Source organism: Lentzea rhizosphaerae, assembly GCF_042649515.1.
In the GTDB taxonomy this organism is placed as follows: domain Bacteria; phylum Actinomycetota; class Actinomycetes; order Mycobacteriales; family Pseudonocardiaceae; genus Lentzea; species Lentzea aerocolonigenes.
Genome location: NZ_JBHRZI010000057.1, coordinates 594011 through 615626, shown reverse-complemented (window position 1 = coordinate 615626; position 21616 = coordinate 594011). Strand labels below are relative to the sequence as shown.

The 21616-nt window shown below is 70.0% G+C and carries 21 protein-coding genes; 15 read left to right on the top strand and 6 right to left on the bottom strand.

Features of this window, described 5'->3' with window-relative positions; all coding sequences use genetic code 11:
* The first annotated feature begins 37 nt into the window (after positions 1–37).
* From ACFOWZ_RS47560 to ACFOWZ_RS47535, 6 genes are all read left to right on the top strand, one after another.
* Positions 38–1210 (top strand): homogentisate 1,2-dioxygenase, encoded by a 1173-nt coding sequence (locus tag ACFOWZ_RS47560; protein WP_382381229.1) that lies wholly within the window; start codon positions 38–40, stop codon positions 1208–1210.
* A 33-nt stretch (positions 1211–1243) separates the two neighbouring features.
* On the top strand, positions 1244–2407 hold the full coding sequence (locus tag ACFOWZ_RS47555) for an SWIM zinc finger family protein (RefSeq protein ID WP_382381227.1): 1164 nt from the start codon (positions 1244–1246) through the stop codon (positions 2405–2407).
* 292 nt (positions 2408–2699) lie between these two features.
* Complete coding sequence (locus ACFOWZ_RS47550; RefSeq protein ID WP_382381225.1) at positions 2700–4133, top strand: DUF5691 domain-containing protein; 1434 nt, start codon at positions 2700–2702, stop codon at positions 4131–4133.
* Entirely contained in the window at positions 4130–5215 is a 1086-nt protein-coding gene (locus ACFOWZ_RS47545; protein ID WP_030465509.1) for an ATP-binding protein, read from the top strand. The genes ACFOWZ_RS47550 and ACFOWZ_RS47545 overlap by 4 nt, the downstream gene beginning before the upstream one ends.
* Positions 5208–7334: a DUF5682 family protein gene (locus ACFOWZ_RS47540; RefSeq protein WP_382381223.1), complete on the top strand. Its 2127-nt coding sequence runs from the start codon at positions 5208–5210 to the stop codon at positions 7332–7334. Before ACFOWZ_RS47545 ends, ACFOWZ_RS47540 begins: the two co-directional genes overlap by 8 nt.
* 35 nt (positions 7335–7369) lie before the next feature.
* Complete coding sequence (locus tag ACFOWZ_RS47535) at positions 7370–7510, top strand: hypothetical protein (protein ID WP_382381221.1); 141 nt, start codon at positions 7370–7372, stop codon at positions 7508–7510.
* Positions 7511–7640: 130 nt separating this feature from the next.
* On the opposite strand, the gene ACFOWZ_RS47530 is transcribed toward ACFOWZ_RS47535, so the two are convergent.
* Positions 7641–7991, bottom strand: coding sequence for a cupin domain-containing protein (locus ACFOWZ_RS47530; protein WP_382381219.1), 351 nt, complete (start codon positions 7989–7991; stop codon positions 7641–7643).
* A 76-nt stretch (positions 7992–8067) separates the two neighbouring features.
* Here ACFOWZ_RS47530 and ACFOWZ_RS47525 point away from each other — a divergent pair, with 76 nt between their 5' ends.
* Positions 8068–8517: a MarR family winged helix-turn-helix transcriptional regulator gene (locus tag ACFOWZ_RS47525; RefSeq protein ID WP_382381217.1), complete on the top strand. Its 450-nt coding sequence runs from the start codon at positions 8068–8070 to the stop codon at positions 8515–8517.
* Between the two features lie 3 nt (positions 8518–8520).
* Here the strand turns inward: ACFOWZ_RS47525 and ACFOWZ_RS47520 are convergent, their stop codons facing one another.
* Entirely contained in the window at positions 8521–9099 is a 579-nt protein-coding gene (locus tag ACFOWZ_RS47520) for a TMEM165/GDT1 family protein (RefSeq protein ID WP_382381334.1), read from the bottom strand.
* A gap of 330 nt (positions 9100–9429) precedes the next feature.
* Here ACFOWZ_RS47520 and ACFOWZ_RS47515 point away from each other — a divergent pair, with 330 nt between their 5' ends.
* From ACFOWZ_RS47515 to ACFOWZ_RS47500, 4 genes are read left to right on the top strand one after another with little or no spacing between them, the layout of a single operon-like run.
* Complete coding sequence (locus ACFOWZ_RS47515) at positions 9430–10884, top strand: cytochrome ubiquinol oxidase subunit I (protein WP_382381215.1); 1455 nt, start codon at positions 9430–9432, stop codon at positions 10882–10884.
* A 10-nt stretch (positions 10885–10894) separates the two neighbouring features.
* On the top strand, positions 10895–11866 hold the full coding sequence (gene cydB / locus ACFOWZ_RS47510) for a cytochrome d ubiquinol oxidase subunit II (protein ID WP_382381213.1): 972 nt from the start codon (positions 10895–10897) through the stop codon (positions 11864–11866).
* A complete protein-coding gene (gene cydD, locus ACFOWZ_RS47505; RefSeq protein WP_382381211.1) occupies positions 11866–14859 on the top strand; it encodes a thiol reductant ABC exporter subunit CydD in 2994 nt (997 codons plus the stop codon). The genes cydB and cydD overlap by 1 nt, the downstream gene beginning before the upstream one ends.
* Before the next feature lie 5 nt (positions 14860–14864).
* Entirely contained in the window at positions 14865–15971 is a 1107-nt protein-coding gene (locus ACFOWZ_RS47500; protein ID WP_382381209.1) for a GAF domain-containing sensor histidine kinase, read from the top strand.
* Here the strand turns inward: ACFOWZ_RS47500 and ACFOWZ_RS47495 are convergent.
* Positions 15949–16566 carry a response regulator gene (locus ACFOWZ_RS47495; RefSeq protein ID WP_030465500.1) on the bottom strand — a complete coding sequence of 206 codons (618 nt, stop codon included), beginning with the start codon at positions 16564–16566 and terminating at the stop codon, positions 15949–15951. The two genes, ACFOWZ_RS47500 and ACFOWZ_RS47495, sit on opposite strands and share 23 nt — an antisense overlap.
* A 61-nt stretch (positions 16567–16627) precedes the next feature.
* On the opposite strand from ACFOWZ_RS47495, the gene ACFOWZ_RS47490 reads away from it, so the two are divergent.
* Positions 16628–17122: a GNAT family N-acetyltransferase gene (locus tag ACFOWZ_RS47490; RefSeq protein ID WP_030465499.1), complete on the top strand. Its 495-nt coding sequence runs from the start codon at positions 16628–16630 to the stop codon at positions 17120–17122.
* 45 nt (positions 17123–17167) lie between these two features.
* On the opposite strand, the gene ACFOWZ_RS47485 is transcribed toward ACFOWZ_RS47490, so the two are convergent.
* A complete protein-coding gene (locus tag ACFOWZ_RS47485) occupies positions 17168–17686 on the bottom strand; it encodes a macro domain-containing protein (RefSeq protein WP_382381332.1) in 519 nt (172 codons plus the stop codon).
* Between the two features lie 147 nt (positions 17687–17833).
* Here ACFOWZ_RS47485 and pheA point away from each other — a divergent pair, with 147 nt between their 5' ends.
* Positions 17834–18724 (top strand): prephenate dehydratase, encoded by an 891-nt coding sequence (pheA, locus tag ACFOWZ_RS47480; RefSeq protein ID WP_382381206.1) that lies wholly within the window; start codon positions 17834–17836, stop codon positions 18722–18724.
* The gene (locus tag ACFOWZ_RS47475) at positions 18721–19314 is read left to right on the top strand and encodes a histidine phosphatase family protein (protein ID WP_382381204.1); all 594 of its coding nucleotides are present in this window, start codon (positions 18721–18723) and stop codon (positions 19312–19314) included. Before pheA ends, ACFOWZ_RS47475 begins: the two co-directional genes overlap by 4 nt.
* A gap of 99 nt (positions 19315–19413) precedes the next feature.
* Here ACFOWZ_RS47475 and ACFOWZ_RS47470 read toward each other — a convergent pair whose 3' ends face one another.
* Together ACFOWZ_RS47470 and ACFOWZ_RS47465 are read right to left on the bottom strand one after the other, a co-directional pair.
* Positions 19414–19764, bottom strand: coding sequence for a metallopeptidase family protein (locus tag ACFOWZ_RS47470; RefSeq protein ID WP_382381202.1), 351 nt, complete (start codon positions 19762–19764; stop codon positions 19414–19416).
* Entirely contained in the window at positions 19761–20783 is a 1023-nt protein-coding gene (locus ACFOWZ_RS47465) for a septum formation family protein (protein ID WP_382381200.1), read from the bottom strand. The genes ACFOWZ_RS47470 and ACFOWZ_RS47465 overlap by 4 nt, the downstream gene beginning before the upstream one ends.
* A 192-nt stretch (positions 20784–20975) precedes the next feature.
* Between ACFOWZ_RS47465 and ACFOWZ_RS47460 the strand changes: the two genes are divergently transcribed.
* The gene (locus ACFOWZ_RS47460) at positions 20976–21614 is read left to right on the top strand and encodes a hypothetical protein (protein WP_382381198.1); all 639 of its coding nucleotides are present in this window, start codon (positions 20976–20978) and stop codon (positions 21612–21614) included.
* Positions 21615–21616 lie beyond the last annotated feature (2 nt).

The following is a 21616-nucleotide window of genomic DNA, read 5'->3' as shown; positions in this document are numbered from 1 at the left end:
GATAGTCGAACGCCTTGAGAATGGTTCCGGAGACGTCATGGCCTACTACCGCCAGGTGGGGGAGATCCCCCGAAAGCGCCACACCCAGTTCCGCAAACCGGACGGTGGGCTCTACGCGGAAGAGCTGATGGGAGTCGAGGGGTTCTCGGCGGATTCGGCCCTGCTCTACCACCGGTACCTGCCCACGGCGATCGTCAACGCGGAGACGTTGAAGGACGAGCGCGGGTCGGTGTCCCCGAACCTCCCGCTGAAGCCGCGCGCGTTCAAGACGCAGGACCTGACCTGGGCTTCTGATGAGGTCGACGCGGTCACCGGGCGGCGGAAGCTGTTCGGGAACGCCGACGTGACCATTGGTTTTGTGGTCGCTTCTGTGCCTTCACCGTTGTACCGCAACGCTTTCGGTGACGAGCTGCTGTACGTGCAGTCCGGCTCCGGCGTGATCGAGACGATCTACGGGGCGCTGGAGGTCGGGGACGGCGACTACGTCGTGCTGCCGACTTCGTGCACCTATCGGGTGGTGCCGTCGTCGCCGATGTCGTTGCTGGTGCTGGAGGCGACGGGGCACATCGGGCCGCCTCGTCGCTACCTGTCGGCGAAGGGGCAGTTCCTGGAGCACTCGCCGTACTGCGAGCGGGACATCCGCGGTCCTGTCGAGCCGTTGCTGGTCGAGGGCACGGACGTCGACGTGATCGTGCGGCACCGGGCGGGGCTGACCAAGTTCACCTACGCCAACCACCCGTTCGACGTGGTCGGCTGGGACGGGCACCTGTACCCGTGGGTGTTCAACATCCGCGACTTCGAGCCGATCACGGGCCGCGTGCACCAGCCGCCGCCCGTGCACCAGACGTTCGAGGGCCCGAACTTCGTCGTGTGCTCGTTCTGCCCGCGCAAGGTCGACTACCACCCGCTGGCCGTGCCGGTGCCGTACAACCACGCGAACGTCGACTCGGACGAGCTGATGTTCTACGTGGGCGGCAACTACGAGGCGCGCAAGGGCTCCGGCATCGGCATCGGCTCGATGTCGCTGCACCCGTCGGGCTGCACGCACGGACCGCAGCCGGGTGCCGTCGAGGCGTCGCTGGGTGTGGACTACTTCGACGAGACCGCGGTCATGGTGGACACGTTCCGGCCTTTGGAACTGGGCGAGGCCGCGGAGGCCTGCGAGGACCCGGCATATGCGTGGACGTGGGCCCGTCGCGGTCCGGCCTGATTTTCTGTCGGGGGTCCTCGCTAGTTTGGTTCCGTGAGGACACGAGCCGTTCCGACGCGCTGGCAGGGCCTGGGCAAGGCCCTGCCGGTGCTGTGGGGCCTGTACACGGGTTCGGGCGCCGTGCCGTACCGCGTGTGCGTCGACCTGGCCGCGGGCTCGGCGAAGTGCACGTGCCCCTCGCGCAGGTTCCCGTGCAAGCACGCCGTCTCGTTGCAGGAGCTGGACATCCCGGACGCCGTGGCGCCGGACTGGGTGGAGGAGTGGACCCAGCGGCGAGCGGCCCGTGAGCTCGACTCCTCACCGGAGGCCGTGGCCCGGCGCCAGCGAGCGCGCGAGAAGACGGCCGCGAACCGCGCCTCGGCGATGTCGTCCGGCATCGAAGGCCTGCGCGACTGGCTCCGTGACGTCGCCTCGGCCGGCGTGGCCTCACTGCCGGGCCGTCCCGCCTCGTGGTGGCAGGCGTTCATCGCCCGCATGATCGACGCCCAGATCCCGGGCGTGGCCGCGGCGGTGGCCGAGATCCAGGAGATCGTGGCGCGCTCGGGCCCGCGCTGGACCTCCGACGTGGCCGACCGCCTGGGCGGCCTGCACCTGCTGTGCGCCGTGCAGCCCCGCTCCCGCCTGGGCGTCACGATCCCGGAGGAGACGGTCCGAGCCACTCCCGGTGTCGTCGACCGCTGGGTGGCCCTCCTGCGCCTGGAAACCGACGACGGCCGAGTCCGCACCATCCGCCAGTGGTGCTGGGGCCGCGAAACGGCCCGCTGGGTGGTCGCCATCCGCCACTCGGCAGTAGGCGCCCCCGTACCGCTCCTCCCACACGGCCAGGAGTCCACGGCCCAGGTCCACCCCTACCCGGGCTCCGACAGAGTGGCCCTGGGCGAACTGGAGGCCTCCCGCCCCCCAGACCCGGTCCCGGCCCCCACCACGTGGCGAGAGGCCCTGGCCACCCTGGAACCGATGCTGACAGCCGACCCCTGGCAACGCCTCTTCCCCCTCGGCTGCGCCTCAGTCCGCCTCTGCGGCGGATTCTTGGTGGACGCCTCCGGCCACGGCCTCCCGGTCCGCGACGACAGCGGCCTGGACATGGCCCTGGCGCTGACCGGCGGCGTCCCCTTCGACGCCTGGGCGCTGTGGGACGGCCACGCCCTCCGCGTCGGCGCCATCGCGGTGGACGGCACCCTGGAGGTGGTGGCATGACGCCCAAGTCGCGGCGAGCCCACCCCGCTCTCCGCAGGTCGGCGCGAACCCGGACCGCGCTGCTCCACGCCGCGCCGGCTCTGTTGGCGGCCTCGTCCGCGCTGACTCGGTCGGCGGCGGCCCAGACCGCCCCACCCCGGCCTGCCCCACTCCGGTCTGCCCCGCCGCCCCGCTCCATGCGCTCCCGGCCCGCACGCCTCCACCCTCACACCCCCGCGGACTCCCAGCGCGCCCGCCTCCACGCCCCGGCCCGCCTGTGGCCCGCCCACCCCCACACCCCGGAGGTGGCGGCATGAAGGCCGACTGGTCCAACACCGTCCAAGCCCTCCTCATCGGCACCACCCGAGGCGGCGGCGACCCCACCACCCTGCTCAACGACTGCGCTGCCCTCGGCGTGGCCGCGTTCGGCGCCACCCTCCCCCAGGAGGTCCAGGCGGACCCGCTCCCGCAAGCCCCACCAGAACCCGCGAACCTGCCCCGCCCCGCCGCCAGGGCCGTCCTCGAGGCGATCATGAGCGTCGACGACGAGGTTCTCCTCACCGAGTGGTGCGCGCTCGCCAAGGCCGGCAACGTCGTGGCCGACCACCGCATGCTCCCCGCCCTGCTCGCCCTCGGCACGGCGCGCCCCGGGCTGCGGGCTGCCGTCGTCGAGGTCCTCGGCACTCGTGGTCGCTGGCTCGCCGCCACCCGGCCCGGCTGGTCCTGGGCCAGCGGGACCGCGCCGCTCACCGACGAGGTTCCGCTCGAAGAGGTCCTCGACCTGCCCAGCGCCCAGCGTGTGCGTGCCCTCCGCCGCAAGCGCAGGGCGGACCTGGCGAGAACGAGCGCCTTCATCGCCGAGGAGTTCGCCAACTCCCCGAGGGCCGCCGATCGCCAGGTCCTCATCAGCGCCCTGGAGACCGGGCTCGACCAAGCCGACGAGGAGCTCCTCGAGACCGCCCTCGACGACCGCGCCGCCGCCGTCCACGACGAGGCGCTCCGCCTGCTCCGCAAACTGCCGACGTCGGGCCTCGCCACCAGAGCCGCCGACCGGCTCGGGCGGGGGCTGTGGCTCACCGACGACGGTTTCGACGTCCAGACCGACGAGCTCTGGACCGGGCAGCCCGATCTGGCCGAGCAGCGCGATCTCATGCGCGACGGGTCCGAGAAAGGTGTGGCCGGGCGCATCAGGGCGGCCGCGGCGAGTGTGCCGCCCGGGTACTGGACCAGTCGCCTCGAGACGAACGACGCCAAGGCCGCGAACGTCCTGCGCAGGGGGCCGTGGGCCAACGCCCTGCTGCGAGGGGTCGCGGACCAGCTGGCCGCCGCGCGGGATCCGCGGCCGTGGGCTGCGGCCGCCGCCGAGACGCTCACCGGGATGGAGCAGCTCGAGATGCTGGCCGCGCTGCCCGCCAAGGTCGCCGAGCAGGCGGTGGTCGCCGTCTCCGTGAACTGGCACTACGACCTGCTCGACCACGCGTGTGCCCAGCTCCCGGCGCCGTGGTCGCCCGAGACGACGCGGGCGCTGCTGCACCGCTACGCCGCGTTGCCCGATCCGCGCTGGCGTGCCGGGCGGCCTCCTGCCGTGTTGCTGGCAAGGGGTGATGCCGACCTGCTCGGCGCGAACTGGGAGGCTCTGACTCGCCGTTGGCCGGAGAACTCGCTGGAGCTGGAGGTCCTGCGCCTCCGCATCCGCCTGCGCGAGTCGTTCGCACCACCAGCCGAAGAACCACAGGAGGCCCAGTGACCGCCGTGCTCAGGCCGACGGCCGAACAGCAGTACGCCGCCGAGCTGGACGCCGTCGCGGCCCAGGACGACCGTCAGCGGCCGCCCAACTGGCGCCTGTCCCCGCAGGCCGTGGTCACCTACGTGCTGGGCGGGACCCTCAGCGACGGCACCGTGATCACGCCGAAGTACGTCGGTGCGCGACGTTTGGTCGAGGTCGCCGTCGGCACGCTCGTCACGGACCGCGCGCTGCTGCTCGTGGGCGTTCCCGGCACGGCGAAGTCGTGGCTGTCCGAGCACCTCGCGGCGGCGATCAGCGGCGACTCGACGCTGGTCGTCCAGGGCACGGCCGGCACGAGCGAGGACCAGGTCCGCTACGGCTGGAACTACGCCCGGCTCATCGCCGAGGGCCCGAGCGAGAACGCGTTGGTGCCGAGCCCGGTGCTCAAGGGCATGCAGAGCGGTGCCGTGGTCAGGGTCGAGGAGCTGACCCGCATGCCGTCCGAGGTCCAGGACTCGTTCATCACGATCCTGAGCGAGAAGTCGCTGCCGGTCCCCGAGCTCAACACGCAGGTCCAGGCCGTGCCCGGCTTCACCGTCATCGCCACGGCCAACGACCGCGACCGCGGCGTGAACCAGATGTCGTCGGCACTTGCGCGGCGCTTCAACACCGTCGTGCTGCCGCCGCCCGCGACCGAGGACGCCGAGGTCGAGATCGTGGTGACCAGGGCGCAGCAGCTCGGCAAGGCGCTCCAGCTGCCGGCCGAACCGCCCGCGCTGGACGAGGTGCGCCGGGTCGTGCGGATCTTCCGGGAGCTGCGCAACGGTTCCACTGTGGACGGTCGCACCCAGCTCAAGAAGCCCAGCGGCAGCCTGTCCACGGCCGAGGCGATCTCGGTCATCGCGAACGGCATGGCGCTCGCCGGTCACTTCGGCGACGGCACGCTCGGCGCGGACGAGCTGGCCAGCGGGCTCATCGGGTCCGTCATCAAGGACAGGGTGTCGGACGCGACCGTGTGGCAGGAGTACGTCGAGACGGTGCTGAAGGAGCGTGCCGAGTGGCGCGACCTCTACCGGGCCTGCCTGGAAGTCAGCGGTGACTGAGCCGGTCCTGCTCGGCATCCGGCACCACGGCCCCGGCTCGGCCCGGATGGTGAAGCGGGCGCTCGAGCAGACGCGGCCGGCGCTCATCCTGATCGAGGGGCCGCCCGAGGCGGACGCGCTCCTCGAGCACGTCCACGCCCTCACGCCGCCGGTCGCGATCCTGTTGCACGACGAGACGGAACCCGAGAACGCCGCTTTCTGGCCGTTCGCCGAGTTCTCCCCGGAGTGGCAGGCACTGCGCTACGCCGACGAGAACGAGGTCCCGGCTCGCTTCTTCGACCTGCCGGCTGCGGCGTCGATCGGTGACGACGGCCCGAGCGGCAACGTGGACCCCATCGGCCTGCTCGCCGAGGCCGCGGGTTTCGACGATCCCGAACGCTGGTGGGAAGACGTCGTCGAGCACAGCGCGAGCGACCCGATCGAGCTCGCCGACGCCATCGCCGAGGCCATGGTCGCAGTGCGCAAGGAATTCGAGGAAGAAGTCGGCGAGCGCACGCTCCGCAGAGAAGCGTTCATGCGCCAGACGATCCGCAAGGCGCGCAAGGAGACCGACGGCCCGATCGCCGTCGTCTGCGGTGCCTGGCACGTCCCGGCGCTGCTCGCCAAGCCGACGGTCGCCGCAGACACCACACTGCTGAAAGGCCTGCGCCGCCGCAAGATCTCCGGCACCTGGGTCCCGTGGAGCCACGGCCAGCTCGCCGCCGAGTCGGGCTACGGCGCCGGTGTCGACTCGCCCGGCTGGTACGCGCACCTCTGGCAGCACCAGGCCGACGTGGTACCGCGCTGGTTCGCCAAAGCCGCTGCCGTGCTGCGCGAAGAAGACCTCCCGGCCTCCACCGCCAGTGCCGTCGAGGCCGTCCGGCTCGCGGAAGCCCTTGCCGCGCTGAGAGAACGTCCGTCTGCAGGCCTGAGCGAGGTGAACGAGGCGGCGCTGGCCGTGCTCTGCGGCGGCGACGAGATCCCGCTGCAACTGGTGCACCGCAAGCTCGTCGTGGGCGAACGTCTCGGCGAGGTGGGCGAGGCCGTCCCGCGTTCACCGCTGGCCGCGGATCTCCAACGCCTGCAACGCAGACTGCGCCTCCCCGCGGACGTCCAGCCCAAGCAGCTCAAGCTGGACCTCCGCAAGGACACCGACCGCGAACGCTCGAAACTCCTGCGACGGCTGGAAGTTCTCGGCGTGCCGTGGGGCAAGCCGGACCGCTCCAACTCCCTCGGCACCTTCGCCGAGGTCTGGCAGCTGCGCTGGGACCCGGTCTTCGCGGTGTCCGTCGCGGTCGCTGCCCGCCACGGCACGACCGTCCACACCGCCGCCGAGAACGTCCTCACCCAGGCCGCGAAGGACGCCACCAGGGTGGCCGACGCCGCCTCGACCCTGACGAGGTCCGTGGGCTGCGAGCTCCCAACGGCCGTCGTCGAGGCGCGCAACGCCCTCGACCGGTGTGCGGCCATGGCCACGGACGCCCTCGAACTGCTCGCCGCACTGCCGGACCTGGCCAGGACCGTGCGCTACGGCTCGGTCCGCGGCACCGACCCCGAGCTCCTGCGCGTGGCCCTGCACGGCCTGCTCACGCGCGGCGCGGTGGGCCTGCCGCTCGCCTGCCGCAACGTCGACGACGAAACCGCCGAGAACGCGCTCGCCGTCATCGACGGCGCCCACGAGGCCGCCCGTCTCGCGGCCGACGAGGACCACCAGAAGACCTGGTGGCGAGCCCTGCACGCGTTGGTCAAGGCGGAGGCGCACGGTCTCCCGACCGGCAGAGCCACCCGCCTGCTCTGGGAAGCCGGCGAGCTGACGAGCGACGACGTGGCCGCCCGCCTGCACCGCAGCGTCGCCACGGCCTTCGTGGCGGGCTTCCTGCGAGGTTCTGCGACCCTGCTGGCCGCCGATCCACGCCTCTTCGGGCTGATCGACGAGTGGCTGAGCGGTCTGCGCGGCGACGCGTTCGACGACGCCCTGCCGCTGCTGCGCCGCGCCATCACCGACTTCACGCCGGCCGAGCGGCGCCTGCTCGGCGAACGCGTCGTCGCAGGCGAGACCCCGCAACCGGCCTCCGACGACGACTGGGACCTGGAGATCGCGGAACGCCTCGCGGCCCACGTCCGGAGCCTCCTGGCCTGAGTTTGGCGGACGACGAAACCGTCGATCCCAGAGCCGTGACCGCACCGGACGAAGAGCGCCTCGACCGTTCCCAGGAACTCATCGACGAGGCCAAGAAGATCGCCCACGATCTCCGCGAGGAGGCCCCGGACACCACCGGGAGCGAGCCTCCGGAAGAAGGCTCACCCGCGAACTAGCGCCTGTATCGAAGCCAAGCGGGTCAGACACATATTTTTTGGCGCGAAAAGCACGTTCGGGCCATCTATCGGCCCGAACGTGCTTTTCGCGCCAAACGGCAGGGGCTCGGTGCGGACTTCGATACAGGCGCTAGAGCGACCAGGGCGGCGTGACCGTCGTCCCGTCCTCCAGCGTGCCGATGATCCCGACCGAGGTCGCGACGAGCACCCGCGCGGGGCCGCCGGTCAGCGACAGCGGGGTGTTCGGCGGCACCACGATCGCGTCGCCCGCCTTCGCCGTCTGGCCCTGGATCGTCACCGCTCCGGACAGCACGTAGAAGACCTCCTCCTTCGAAGCGGTGTGCGTCTTCCCGTCGCCCCCTTCCGGCACGTCGACGGTCCACAGCGCGATCTCGGTGCTGCCGCGCGACGGCACGGCGAACGGCCTGAACTCGAACCCGCCGAACTCGAACGGCTCGACGGAATCCCCAGTGACCAGCAAGACAACCTCCAAAGTAGTCAACGAAGTTGTCTAACCTTAGAATAAGGTCAACCTGGTTGTCTAGTAGGAGATGCGAATGGAACCGGTGCCGATGCTCCTGGCGATGACGTACCGCGCCATGGGCGACCAGTTCCACGACCGCCTCAGGCAGATCGGCCTGGAACCGCTCAGGCCCGCCCACGGCTACGTCTTCCGGTTCCTCAAGGCGAAACGCGCGACGACCGTCGACATCGGACAGCACCTCGGCGTCACCAAGCAGGCGGCGGCGAAGATCGTCAACGAGCTCGACGAGTGGGGTTACGTCCTGCGCGAACCGCACCCGACGGACAAGCGCGCCCAGTACGTCACGCTGACGACGAAGGGCCGCGACTACCTGAAGTTCGCGGACAACCTGTGGTCCGACCTCGAGACCGAGATGGCCGAGGCGATCGGGCGGGACACGCTCGACACCATCAGGACCGGCCTCGCCACGTACCTGCAGCACGTGCACGGCGAGGACCAGCCCGGTCTGCGTCCGGTCTGGTGACCGTCAGAACGCCTGCCACAACGCGACCAGCGAGAACCCCGCGAAGACCACCCCGGCCACGCGCTGGATCCAGTGCGTCGGCAACCGTCCTGCGAGCTTCCGCCCGACCAGCACCGCCAGTCCGGCGACGGCGACCAGCGCCAGCCAGGCGCCGAGTCCGACCATCAACGGCGCCCCGTACCGGGCGGTGATCCCGGCGGTCGCGAGCTGTGAGGCGTCACCCCACTCGGCGGCGAACAGCACGCCGAACGACGTCAGCGCTGCCCGCCAGAACGGCACGTCGGCATGCGTGCCGGCCTCGTCGGCAGAGTCCTCGTCACGCGAGAAACCCTCCTTGAGCAGGAAGAACGCGCCCACGGCGAACAGCAGCGCGACCACGAGGGACACCACGCGGTCCGGCAGCAACGTGAGCGCCGACCCGAACGCGGCGGCCACCACGCTCTGCGCGGCGAAGGCCGCGACGACGCCTGTGAACACCGGCCAGGCGCGGTAGCGCGTGGTCAGCACCAGGGTCGCGACCATGGTCTTGTCGGGGAGCTCGACGAGGAACACCACCGCGAACGCGGTGATGAACGCGAGCAATGAGGTGGCCAAGAGGTCCTCCACGTCCGAATCCGAGCCCGGACGGAGGCGCAACAGACCCCGACCGGGCATGCTGCAAAGCCCGGCCGGAGGTCTCGTTCGCCCGTACAAGACGGGTGTGGCACCGGATCCGCTCGCAGGCGGATCAGTATGTCGATCACCACGCCACCGGCCACGAACTCCGGTGGGAACTACTCCCCTCTGGCGCATCCATGCTAACCGACGCTTGTCACCTGTCCGGGGTGACTTCGCGCACGGGACCTTGGTCCCGAGCCGGGACGGGACCGTCGTACCTGATAGCGGCCATGATCCGGATTTAGTCTCAGTGACGTGGACGTACTCGAACTCGCGCGGTGGCAGTTCGGCATCACCACCGTCTATCACTTCCTGATGGTGCCGCTGACGATCGGCCTGTCGTTGCTCGTCGCAGCGATGCAGACCGCGTGGGTGCGCACGGGCAACGAGCGCTACTACAAGATGACGAAGTTCTGGGGGAAGCTCCTCCTGATCAACTTCGCCATGGGTGTCGTGACGGGCATCGTGCAGGAGTTCCAGTTCGGCATGGCCTGGAGCGCCTACTCGCGGTTCGTCGGTGACGTGTTCGGTGCCCCGCTCGCGATGGAGGGCCTCGTCGCCTTCTTCGTCGAGTCGACCTTCCTGGGCCTGTGGATCTTCGGCTGGGACAAGCTGCCGAAGAAGGTCCACCTCGCCTGTGCCTGGGCGTTCAGCCTCGCGACCATGGCCAGCGCGTACTTCATCCTCGCCGCCAACTCTTGGATGCAGCACCCGGTCGGCATCGTGCTGGAGGACGGGCGTCCGCGCCTCACCTCGATCTGGGCCGTGCTGACGAACAACACGACGCTCGCGGCCTTCCCGCACACGATCGCGGGTGCGTTCGCCGTCGCCGCCACGTTCCTCGTGGGCATCGGCGCCTGGCACCTGTGGAAGAAGTCGGACGAGACCGGGGTCTGGCGCAGCTCGCTCAAGCTCGGCACCTGGGTCGGCGTCGTGGCGTTCGCGGTGCTCGCGATCAGCGGTGACGTGCAGGGCAAGCTGATGTTCCAGCAGCAGCCGATGAAGATGGCCGCCGCGGAGGCCCTGTGCCACACCGAGGAGCCCGCCGCGTTCTCGATCTTCGCGATCGGTGACGTCACCAGGCCGGACTGCGAGAACGTCAAGAGCATCACGGTGCCCGCGCTGCTGAGCTTCCTCGCGAACAACGACTTCACCAGCGAGGTCAAGGGCATCCAGGACCTCGTCCCGATGTACCAGGAGAAGTACGGCACGAACTACCCGGTCGACGAACGGCTCGGCGAGCTGAGCGGCAAGCCGATCGACTACGTGCCCGCGCTTCCCGTGACGTACTGGGGCTTCCGCCTGATGATCGGGTTCGGCGCGATCTCGGCAGGGCTGGGCCTCGTGATGCTCTGGCTCACCCGCGGCGGCCGCGTTCCGCAGGGCAGGTGGTTCCCGATCACCGCGCTCGCCGGCATCGCGACTCCGTTCCTCGCCAACAGCTTCGGCTGGATCTTCACCGAGATGGGCAGGCAGCCGTTCGTGGTCGTGCCGAACCCGTCCGGAGTGGACGGTGTCTGGATGTTCACCGCGCAGGCGGTCTCGAACAGCACACCCGGCGAGATCCTCACCTCGCTGATCGCGCTGACGCTGACCTACGGAGCGCTGGCCTGCGTAGAGGTCTACCTGATCCGCAAGTACGTCCGCGGTGGTGTCGCCGGGGTCATACCCGCGAAAACCGACGACGGCGCGCTGGCGTTCGCGTACTAGGGGAGAAGCTGTGGAGATTCTCTGGTTCTGCCTGATCGCCCTGCTGTGGCTGGGCTACCTGTTCCTCGAAGGCTTCGACTTCGGCGTCGGCATGCTGCTGCCCGTCCTCGGGCGCGACAACACCGAACGACGGGTCATGATCAACACCATCGGGCCGGTGTGGGACGGCAACGAGGTGTGGCTTCTGGTTGCGGGCGGTGCCACGTTCGCGGCCTTCCCCGGCTGGTATGCGGCGCTCTTCAGCGCCGCGTACCTGCCACTCACTCTGTTCCTGCTGGCGCTGATCGGTCGCGGTGTCGCCTTCGAGTACCGCGGCAAGGTCGACTCGGACCGCTGGCGCAAGGTGTGGGACACCGTGATCTTCGTCGGTTCGTGGGTTGCGGCACTCGGGGTCGGCCTGGTCATCGCGACCACCGTGCTCGGCCTGCCGATCGACGCCAACGGTGACCGGGTCGGCTCGCCGTTCGCGGCGATCACGTGGCAGGCGGTGCTGGGCGGGCTCGCGATCGCCGGGTACGCGCTGGTCCACGGTGCGATCTTCTTGGCCCTCAAGACCGAGGGCGAGATCCGCGAACGCGCCCGCCGGCTGGCGTTGACGATGGCACCGGTCGCGTTGCTGCCGCTGGTGGCGCTGCTGCTCTACGTCGCCGGGTTGTGGGCGCTGCCGGTGCTCCTGTTCGCCGGACTCGCGTTGTGGAGGCTCTGGGCCGGCCGCGAAGGACAGTCGTTCGCGTTGATGGGACTCGCCGTGGCAGCAACCGTCGTGGTGCTGTTCGCGTCGCTCTACCCGAACGTCCTGCCGTCCACGTTGGACCCGGCGTACTCGCTCACCGTCGCCGGCGCGGCGTCGAGCCCGTACACGCTGACGGTCATGACGTGGGTGGCGGCGTTCGGCACCCCGGCCGTGCTGGTCTACCAGGGCTGGACCTACTGGGTGTTCCGCAAGCGCATCGGCGTCCAGCACATCCCGGCAGCGCACTGATGAACCGAGGCCCGCTGGGTGCACTGCCCCAGCTCTCGAAGAACGCCAGGCGCGCCCTCGCAGGGGTGGGCGCCCTGGCGTTCCTCAACGCGCTGGCGCTCGTCGCCCAGGCCGTCGCGCTGGCGTCGGTGATCACGACCCGCGAGGGTCTTCCGCTTCTCGCCGTGGCGATCCTGGCGCGCGCAGCGCTGTCGTGGGCAACGGAATCTGCCGCTGCGCGCGCCGCCGCCGGTGCGAAGGAGGAGCTCCGCACCCAGCTGCTCGCGAAGTCGTTCGAACGCGGCCCCGGCTGGATCGCGGAACGCGGTACCGCCGAGCTGTCGGTGCTCGCGACCAAGGGCCTCGACGCGCTCGACGCGTACTTCACCCGCTACCTGCCCGCGCTGGTCACGGCCGTGGTCGTGCCGCCGCTGGTGGGTGCGTGGATCCTCTTCACGGACTGGCCGTCGGCGGTCCTGATCGCGATCACCGTGCCGCTGATCCCGGTCTTCGCCGCGTTGATCGGCTGGTACACCGAGAAGCGCGTGCAGAAGGCCGCGGACGTCACCGAGCTCCTCTCTGCGCAGCTCCTCGAACTCCTGCGTGCCCTCCCGGTGCTGACGGTGTTCGGTCGCGCCAAGCAGCAGGCCGTGGCTGTTCGCCAGATCGGCGAGCAGCACCGCAGGGCCACGATGGGCACGCTGAAGATCGCGTTCCTTTCAGCGCTGGTCCTCGAAATCGCCGCCTCTCTCTCGGTCGCCCTGATCGCAGTCGGCATCGGCATCCGCCTGGTCCACGGCGACATGACCCTGATGACCGCGCTGGTAGTGCTGATCCTCGCCCCGGAGTGCTACCTCCCCCTCCGCGCAGCGGGCGCCGCCCACCACGCCAGCGAGGACGGTCTGGAGGCCGTCAGGCGTGTCGCCGAGGTGGTCGACCACGAGGACAAGACCCGGCCGCGGCTGCCCGGCGGCTCGGTCCACGTCGACAACCTCCGCGTCCTGCGCAGGGGCGGGTTCGCTCCTGACGGCGTGAGCTTCGACGTCCGCCCAGGAGAGATCTATCGGCTCGAGGGCGCGAGCGGAGCGGGCAAGTCGACGACGTTCCAGGTGCTTCTGGGCTTCCTGGAGCCGACGGACGGCACCGCGTTCGTCGCCGGCGACATCGCCTACGTGCCGCAGAAGCCCGCGTTCGCCGCCGCCACCCCGCGCGCCGAGCTGGAGCTCACGGTTCCTGGCGCTGAAGACATCGAACTGGTCGCACGTGAGGTCGTTGCTGAGCATCTGCTCGACCGGCGCATCACAGACCTCTCGACCGGTGAACGCCAACGCGTCGCAGTCGCGCGCGCCCTGCTGAGGGTGCGTCACGGCGCGACGGTGCTGTTGCTCGACGAACCGACCGCGCACCTCGACCCGGTGACAAGTCGCAAAGTCGACAAAGCGATCAAGAGAGCAAGCGCCACGGCCGCCGTCGTACTCGCCTCGCACCGCGACAAGGAGACGACCGAGGACGAGACGTTCGCGAAGATCGTCACCGAAGAGACCCAGCAGGAACGCCCGAAGCGCCTGCCGATCCCGTGGAAGGGTGCCGCCCTCGGCGTGCTCGCGACCCTCGCGGGCATCGCGTTGACCGCGCTGGCGGCCCACCTGATCGCCCGTGCCGCCGAGATGCCGCCGATCCTGACGCTGTCGGTGCTGGTCGTGGGCGTGCGGACGTTCGCGCTGAGCAAGGGCGTGCTCCGGTACGTCGAGCGCCTGGTCACCCACCACGAGGCGTTCAAGCTCGCGACCGATCTGCGCGCCGAGCTGTGGCTTCGGCTCGTGCGGACCCAACGGCGTGATGGACTTCAACGGCTCGTCGAGGACACCGACACCGTGCGAGACCTTGTGCCGCGCGTGCTGGTGCCACCGGTCGTGGCCGTTGGCGCGGGCATCGCGACCACGATCCTGTTCGCGTTCATCGACCCGGTGGCTGCGCTGACGTTGGGCGGCCTGCTCCTCGCCGCAGGCCTGGCCGCGCCGGCCGTCGCCGTCTGGACCGAACGCCGGGCCAGCACGAAGCTCGCCAGGGGTCGTCGCAAGGTCGCCGCCGACACGATCAACGCTCTCGCGGCCGCGCCGGACCTCATCGCGCACGACGCCCACCACCGCGTGCTCGCCCAGCTCCACACCGAAGACGTCGAACTGGCGGGGGAGACCCGCAGGCAGGCGTTCGGCACGGGCGCAGCAACGGCGATCGTCCTGCTCGCGACCGGTGTGGCGGCTCTCGTCTGCGCCACCACCGGCAACCCGGTGCTCGGCCTGGTCCCGCTCGCCCTCGCCGAACCGCTGGCCGCACTGCCGCTCGCCGCCCAGCAGCGCCGGGCGTTGGCCGAGGCGAGTGCACGGCTCCAGTTCGACGCTCCGGAACGCCAGGAGGTCCCCAGGGGCAAGCGGATCCGGCTGGAGAACGTCGACGTGCGCTGGCCGGGTGCGACCGAGCCGACGCTGAAGGACCTGCACCTCAACATCGAGCCGGGCACGCACGTCGCGATCGTCGGCCCGTCCGGCAGCGGCAAGTCGACGTTGTTCGCGCTGCTCCTGGGCTTCCTCCAGCCCGAGCGCGGCATCGTCGAGCTGCCGCGCGCCACCTGGTGCCCGCAGGAACCGATGCTGGTCAGCACGACCGTCCGGGAGAACCTGCGGATGTCGGGACCGCACGACGACGAAGCGTTGCAGGCCGCTCTGCGCACGGCCTGCCTGCCGGAGTGGGCCGACCGGCTCGACACCGTGATCCGGCCCGACCAGGTGTCGGGCGGTGAGGCGCAAAGGCTTGCGCTCGCCAGGGCGTTGCTGCACGACGCCGACGTGGTGCTGCTCGACGAGCCCACCGCTCACCTCGACGAACCGACCGCGCGAAAGATCCTGGAGCAGCTCAGGCAGGACGGCAGGACGATCTTGCACATCACGCACCGCCCGGACGAGGCGGCGAGGGCGGACCTGGTGCTGGACCTCGGCACGCCCGCATACCGTTGAGGACCATGGACCCCTCCCTGGCGCGGCGCGTGCTCGTCGCGTCCACCGAGATCACGTCGGCGGCGCTGGAAGACCCGGAGAACGTGCTGCGGCTCGTGGTGGAGGCGGCCGCGGAGATCGCGGACGCCGACCTCGGGCTGGCCATGCTCGCCACGGCCGACGACGACGGCACGCTCACCGTCGAGGCGTCCAGCGGCGAGCCGGTCGTCGCGACCCTGAGCCCGCGCAGCGCCGCCGCGAAGGCCGCACGCACCGGGGTCCCGGTGATGGCCGACGACGTCACGAACGACCCGCGCACCGCCCCGTACGTGCCGCAGGCGCTGCGGAGCTATGGACCGTTCGCGGTGGCGCCGTTCGGCACGTCGGACCGCAAGATCGGCGCGCTGGCGGTTTATCGACGCAGGGACAAAGCGCCGTTCACGCAGGAGACCGTGGACGTGCTGACGGCGTTCGCGGCCCAGGCCGGCCTCGCCGTCGTGCTGTCGGAGGGCTTCACCGCACGGCAGCGCGTCGCTGTCTACGAGGAACGCGAGCGCATCGCCCGCGACCTGCACGACGTGATCATCCAGCGGCTCTACGGCGCCGGCGTGCAGCTCAGCCTGCTGGAACGGCGGCTGGGCAAGAAGCTCGACGCCTCCCAGCGCGCCAGGATCGAAGAGGCCGTCGAGCTGGTCGACGAGACGATCGCCGAGGTCCGCGCGACCGTGCGCAAGCTGCGCAACACCGATCCCGCCGACTCCGCAGACCTGCTCGACTCGATCAAGGCCGAGGTCCGCACGGCCGGCGAGCTCCTCGGATTTTCGCCGCGCCTGCACGTGTCAGGCGACCTGGCGAACGTGCCGCGCAGGCACGCCGACGACGCACGGGCCGCGCTTCGAGAGGCGTTGTCCAATGTCGTGCGGCACTCAGGCGCAACGCACGTCCAGATCGACGTACGGCGCGATGAGATGCATCTGCTGCTGCGCGTCGCGGACAACGGATGCGGCATCCCGTCCGGCGTGACTCAGCGAGGATTGCGGCATCTCGCGGAACGGGCGAAGGCCGCGAGTGGCGATTTCCGCGTGGTGAGTTCACCGAACGGGACGACGCTCACCTGGTCCGTCCCCGTTTAGCCACCCATGCGGCGGCTTGCGTTCGGCGTTCCATGCCGAGTTTGGCGAGCACGGACGTCACGTAGTTCTTCACGGTCTTCTCCGCGAGGAAGAGACGTTCACCGATTTGGCGGTTCGTCAGCCCCTCGCCGATCAGCTCCAGCACGCGCTGTTCCTGATCGGTGAGGCCGACCGGGGCCGGGTTGCGCATCCGTTCGAGCACGCGGGCCGTCGTGGCGGGGTCCAGAAGGGACCGTCCAGCCGCGACCTCGCGCACGGCCGTGACGACGTCCTGGCCCCTGACCTGCTTGAGCAGATAGCCAGACGCACCGGCCATGATGGCCCCCACCAGTGCCTCCTCGTCGTCGAACGCGGTCAGTACGAGACAGCGGATGCCGAGGTCGCGGAGCGTCCGGCACAGGTCCACACCACTGCCGTCGGGCAGCTGAACGTCCACGACGGCCACATCGGGCGGTGTCTGCCCGGCCCGCGTCACCGCCTCGTCCACCGACCCCGCCTCGGCGATGACCGAAATGTCCTCCTCGTCGTCCAGCATCTCGCGCAGCCCCCTGCGCACAACTTCGTGATCGTCAACCAACAAAACGCGCACTGGCACGAATCCACCGTACGTCGAATGGCTGTTCCTGAGTACGCCTCGTATTGGCACAGTTCTTGGCATGGCAGAAGGCTCGGTAAGGCCGGTCGAGGAAGCAGATCGCATAGTTGTCGCCCGATTGGTCCTTGAGCTATGGGGAGCGCACACAGCCGTCGCGCACGGCGAGGTGTTCTTCCCTGCGAGTCTGCCGGGCTTTTTGGTGGAGAAGCAGGGTCACGTGCTGGGTCTGCTCACCTACGCGGTGGCCAACCACCAGCTGGAGATCGTGACGGTCGATGCGCTGCGGCGGGGCCGCGGCGTCGGCACCGCGCTCGTCGACGCCGCGGTTCGCCAGGCGCGCACGCTCGGGTGCAGTCGCGTGCGACTGACGACCACGAACGACAACCTCGACGCGATCCGCTTCTACCAGCGCAGGGGTTTCAAGCTGGCGGCGTTGAGACCGGACGCGGTGCGGGAGGCGCGGAAGCTCAAGCCCGAGATCCCCGCCGTTGGGGAATACGGCATCCCCATCACAGATGAGCTTGACCTGGAACGATGGGTCGCCCCACGCCAGTAGTCCACAGGTGTCCACAACTCTGTCCACAGGGTTGTGCACAAGGTCCTAGACGTGCAGCGGGTTGAACGCCTCGTCCCACGCGGCCGCGACCTGGTGCGCGCACGTGGACGGCGCGACGCCTCCCACCCCGGTGCCGAGCCCCGGCATCGCGATGGTGCGGACGGCGTCGCGCACCGGCGTGCCGTCCTCCAGGCGTCCTTCGAGCCACAGCCGCAGCACGGCCCGTGCCGCGAGGTACGGGTGGACGGTGTCGCCCGGCAGCCGCTCGCCGGGCCGCCGCATGGTCGGCGCGCTGATCAGCCACGCCGGCTCGGTCTCGCCGGTTGCGACGAGTTGCGCCTCGCCCACGGGGAGCTCACCGCCGTGCAGCGCGAGCACCGCGCTGCGGACGTTGGTCTCGACCTGGGGGAACGCCGTGGCGTAGACGGCGTCGATGCCGCCGCGCATCCAGCCCTGGGAGTTGGCGGGACTGACGATCGCCTGCGCGCGGATGTCCAGCACGGACCCGCGATGCACCCGCACCCCGGTGCGTCCGTCGGCGACGGCGAGCCAGGCGTTCGCCATCGGTTCGTCGACCGCGCACAACACGAGTTCAGGCGCTAGAGCGGGCACGCCTCAAGCATTCCAGTTCGAACGGTCCTGACGGAACCCAGGTTTGGCGGCTGACACAGGCGTGATTCTCGCCTCTGATCGCCGCACTACGCTGACCCGATGCCGCGCATTGCGTACTTCGGACCACAGGGGACGTTCACGGAGCAGGCCGCGATGAGGTTCGAGGGCGAACTCGTCCCCGTCGACACGATCCCGCTCGCCGTCGCTGCCGTGCGCAAGGGCGAGACGGACTTCGCGTGCGTGCCGATCGAGAACTCCGTCGAGGGCGCCGTGCCAGCGACCCTCGACGTGCTGATCCGGGACGAGCCCGTGGTCGCCGTCGCCGAGACGGTGCTGGACGTGAAGTTCAGCATCCTGGTCAGGCCGGGCACCACGGAGATCAAGACCATCGCCTCGCACCCGCACGCGCTGGCCCAGGTCCGCGACTGGATCGCGGAGGAGCTGCCCGGCGTCACCTCGATCGCCACCTCGTCCACCGCGGGCGCCGCGGCCGCTGTTGAGCGCGGCGAGTTCGACGCCGCCGTGACCGCCCCGGTCGCCGTGAACCACTACAAGCTCGACGAGTACGCCACCGGCGTCCTGGACGTGGCCGACGCTCGCACGAGGTTCCTGCTGCTGCGCCGTCCGGGTCAGCTGCCAGAGCCGACCGGAGCAGACCGCACGAGCGTCGTGGTGACGACCCCGAACCGCGTGGGCGTGCTGTCCGAGCTCCTCACCGAGCTCGCGTTGCGTGGCATCAATCTCACCGGCCTCGAATCACGCCCCACGAAGGGCAAACTGGGCACGTACCGCTTCTACATCGACGTCGAGGGGCACATCGCAGAACCGAGGATCGGTGACGCGCTGGCCGCGCTGCACCGACACTCGCACGAGATCCGGTTCCTGGGCTCCTTCCCGAAGGCCGACCACGAACCAGTCGAGGCTCACAACGAGGAGTTCGCCGCGGCAGCCGCTTGGGTCGATGCTGTCAGAAAGGGCGAGCGCGGGTGAGGTTGCTGCTGGTCAGGCACGGTGAGACGGCGTCGAACATCGAACGCAAGCTGGACACGGCGATGCCGGGTCCCCCGCTCACCGAGCTGGGCCACAAGCAGGCCCGCGAGCTGGCCGACACCCTCGCGTCCGAAGACATCACCGCCGTCTACGCGAGCATCGGCCTGCGCGCCCAGCAAACCGCTCTCCCCACCGCCGAACGCTTCGGCCTGCCCGTGCAGATCCTCGAGGGCGTCCACGAGATCCAGGTCGGCTCGCTGGAGGGCCGCAACGACACCGAGGCCTACCGGACCTACCTGGAAACCGTGATCAAGTGGGCCGAGGGCGCCCTGGACGTGCCGTTCCCGGACGGCGGCGAGACCGGGCAGGAGGTGCTGGACCGGTTCCTGGGCGCCATCGAGTCGGTGCGGCAGGACGGCACGGTCATGGTCGTGACGCACGGCGGCGCGGGCAGGATGGGCGCGCTGGCGCTGGCGTCGAACATCCCGGTGGAGCTGGCGGAGAACCTGCTGCCGAACACCGGGGTCGTGGTGCTGGAGGCCGACGGTGACGGCTGGCTCTGCCGGTCGTGGGCGGGCGTGGAGATCTAAGCCGTGTGCCGAAGTGGATGAACGGCGCATTTGTCCACCTCAGGTGGACAAATGCGCCGTTCATCGCGGACGAGGAGCCTGCTGGCGGCGCCGCGCGGGTCAGCCCCAGCCCAGCTCGTGCAGCTTCGCGTCGTCCACCCCGAAGTGGTGCGCGACCTCGTGCAACACGGTGACCATCACTTCCTCCACCACGTCGTCCTCGGTGTCGCAGATGTCGAGGATCGCCTCGCGGTAGATGAAGATGTGGTCGGGCAGCGTGCCGCCGTAGTCGGTGTTGCGCTCGGTCAGCGCGATCCCCTGGTACAGGCCGAGCAGGGACGGCTCGTCCGGGTTGCGGTCCTCGACGAGCACCACGACGTTGTTCATCGCGTGCATGAACTCGGGCGGGATCAGGTCCAGGGCCTCTTCGACCAGCTCGTCGAAGCGAGCGCGAGTCATCTCGACGGTCATCGGTTCTCTGTCGTCGTGGTGGGGGCGCTGGAGGACGGCTTGTCCTTGTCGGGCTTGTTGGACTGCGAGGGCTCGCCTGACTGGGAAGGCTTGTCCGACTCGGAGTGCAGCGGGGCGCCGGTCGGTTCGTCCTGGGGCTTGACCGAGGTGGTCTGCGGCGGGTTCGAGGTGGTCAGCGGGGCGCCGTTCGGGTTGCGGACGCTGCCGCTCCAGGCCACCAGGTTCTCGCCCTGGGGGACGGCGCCGACCTTGCAGTTCGCCTTGCGGGAGCCGACTGCCCAGCTCTTGTCCGAGCGGGTGTCCCAGGTGACGAGCAGGCCCTTCGCCTTCAGGTCCGCGCCGCCGGTGTACTCGGCCGCGATGGCCGCGCACTTCTCCGACATGATCGGGTCCTGCTTCTCGGGGGCCAGGAACTCGCCCTCGGGGTGCTGGAAGACGCCGACGATCTCGAACGCGTGCGGCTGGGCGCAGTCGACCGGGTCGCCCACCGTGTTCTTGTCGCCGAGCGCGAGGCACACGCCGGGGTCGTAGACGTTCGACTGGTCCTGGGTCTTGGCGCTGCCGAACGACGGCAGGGCGGCTCCGGACGGTGCGGTGACCTGCAGGCCGCAGCGGAGCTGGCGGTAGCCGTCCGACCAGCGGCGCTCGTCCGGGTTCAGGGTGCTGACGCCGTACTTGCCGTCCGGGTCGAGCTTGCCGCCCATGTACGTGGTGGCGGCCTGCGCGCACTGTTCCTGGGCGATCTTCTCCCAGGCCTCGGCGTTCGGGAACGGCGCTTCCTTCGGGTACGCGCCGGTGATGTCCGCGAGACCCGTCACCTCGAACTTGTGGGCCGCCGAGCAGTCGACCTTCTTCGCGTCGGAGAGGTCCGCCTTCGACCAGTCGAGGCATTCGCCCGCCACGGCCTGATAGGCGGCGTTGACGAGCTCGCGCTTGGTGCCGAGCGGGCCTCCTGCCAGCACAGACGTGAACGCGGACATCATCAGCAGGACGAACGCGCCGAGGAAAGCGCCGACCATCACAAGCCGCGTGTCGCGGATGTGACCTGATCGACTCAACCAACCGGCGCTCGGAGACATCTCATCCATGATGCCCGTGCCGTGTGAGACGGCTGTGCGCCGGGTTCGGTCGAGTGTTGCTATTAGGACACTCGTCACTGAATCGGCCGTGTTTCAGCCGCGTCGCTAGGTACCTTGCCCGCGGGAGTGGTGATGACTGACAACAACCTGCCAGGTCCTGGCCAGCCGACGCCCCAGTCGGGGCAGCCGTCGGGTGCGCCCGGCCAGCCACAACAGCCGCCGCCGTACCAGCCGGCGCCGCAGCAGCAGCCCGCCAAGGGCAAGGTGCGGCAGCAGCAGGCCGGCGTGACCAAGCCGCGCCAGCCGTCGGTCGCCGAGCAACGCGCTCGTGCCGCCGCGCTGAAGGCGCAGCAGGAGCGGTTCGCCGCCGAGTCCGCCGCGTTCGAGAAGCGCCGCAAGACGCGCAAGCGCCTGCTCATCGGCGGTGGTGTCACCGTGGGCGTGATCGCGCTGGTCGCGATCTGGTACGCGGCCGCCAGCCCGAAGAACGTCACGGCGCAGTGCACCGACCAGAACAACGTGATCGTCGACGACGACTACTGCTCCGACAGCTACTACCGCAGCCACGGCGGGTACTCGAGCGGCGGCTTCATCTACATCGGCGGCAGCTCCTACCGCTACAACTACGGCGGCACCGGCGCGATCGGCCAGAAGGTCACCGGCGGGAGCTACACGATCCCGAAGGGTGCGAACGTCGCCACCAAGTCGGGCACGTCCATCCAGCGCGGTGGCTTCGGCGTCAGCAGCGGCTCGAAGAGCAGCGGAGGCTGAGC

What these genes read in the sequence shown, in the direction of transcription:
- ACFOWZ_RS47560 (WP_382381229.1), top strand. Translation starts at nt 38, where the DNA reads ATGGCCTACTACCGCCAGGTGGGGGAGATCCCCCGAAAGCGCCACACC.
- ACFOWZ_RS47550 (WP_382381225.1), top strand. Translation starts at nt 2,700, where the DNA reads ATGAAGGCCGACTGGTCCAACACCGTCCAAGCCCTCCTCATCGGCACC.
- ACFOWZ_RS47525 (WP_382381217.1), top strand. Translation starts at nt 8,068, where the DNA reads ATGGAACCGGTGCCGATGCTCCTGGCGATGACGTACCGCGCCATGGGC.
- cydD (WP_382381211.1), top strand. Translation starts at nt 11,866, where the DNA reads ATGAACCGAGGCCCGCTGGGTGCACTGCCCCAGCTCTCGAAGAACGCC.
- ACFOWZ_RS47500 (WP_382381209.1), top strand. Translation starts at nt 14,865, where the DNA reads ATGGACCCCTCCCTGGCGCGGCGCGTGCTCGTCGCGTCCACCGAGATC.
- ACFOWZ_RS47490 (WP_030465499.1), top strand. Translation starts at nt 16,628, where the DNA reads ATGGCAGAAGGCTCGGTAAGGCCGGTCGAGGAAGCAGATCGCATAGTT.
- ACFOWZ_RS47485 (WP_382381332.1), bottom strand. Translation starts at nt 17,686, where the DNA reads ATGGCGAACGCCTGGCTCGCCGTCGCCGACGGACGCACCGGGGTGCGG.
- pheA (WP_382381206.1), top strand. Translation starts at nt 17,834, where the DNA reads ATGCCGCGCATTGCGTACTTCGGACCACAGGGGACGTTCACGGAGCAG.
- ACFOWZ_RS47470 (WP_382381202.1), bottom strand. Translation starts at nt 19,764, where the DNA reads ATGACCGTCGAGATGACTCGCGCTCGCTTCGACGAGCTGGTCGAAGAG.
- ACFOWZ_RS47465 (WP_382381200.1), bottom strand. Translation starts at nt 20,783, where the DNA reads ATGGTCGGCGCTTTCCTCGGCGCGTTCGTCCTGCTGATGATGTCCGCG.
- ACFOWZ_RS47460 (WP_382381198.1), top strand. Translation starts at nt 20,976, where the DNA reads ATGACTGACAACAACCTGCCAGGTCCTGGCCAGCCGACGCCCCAGTCG.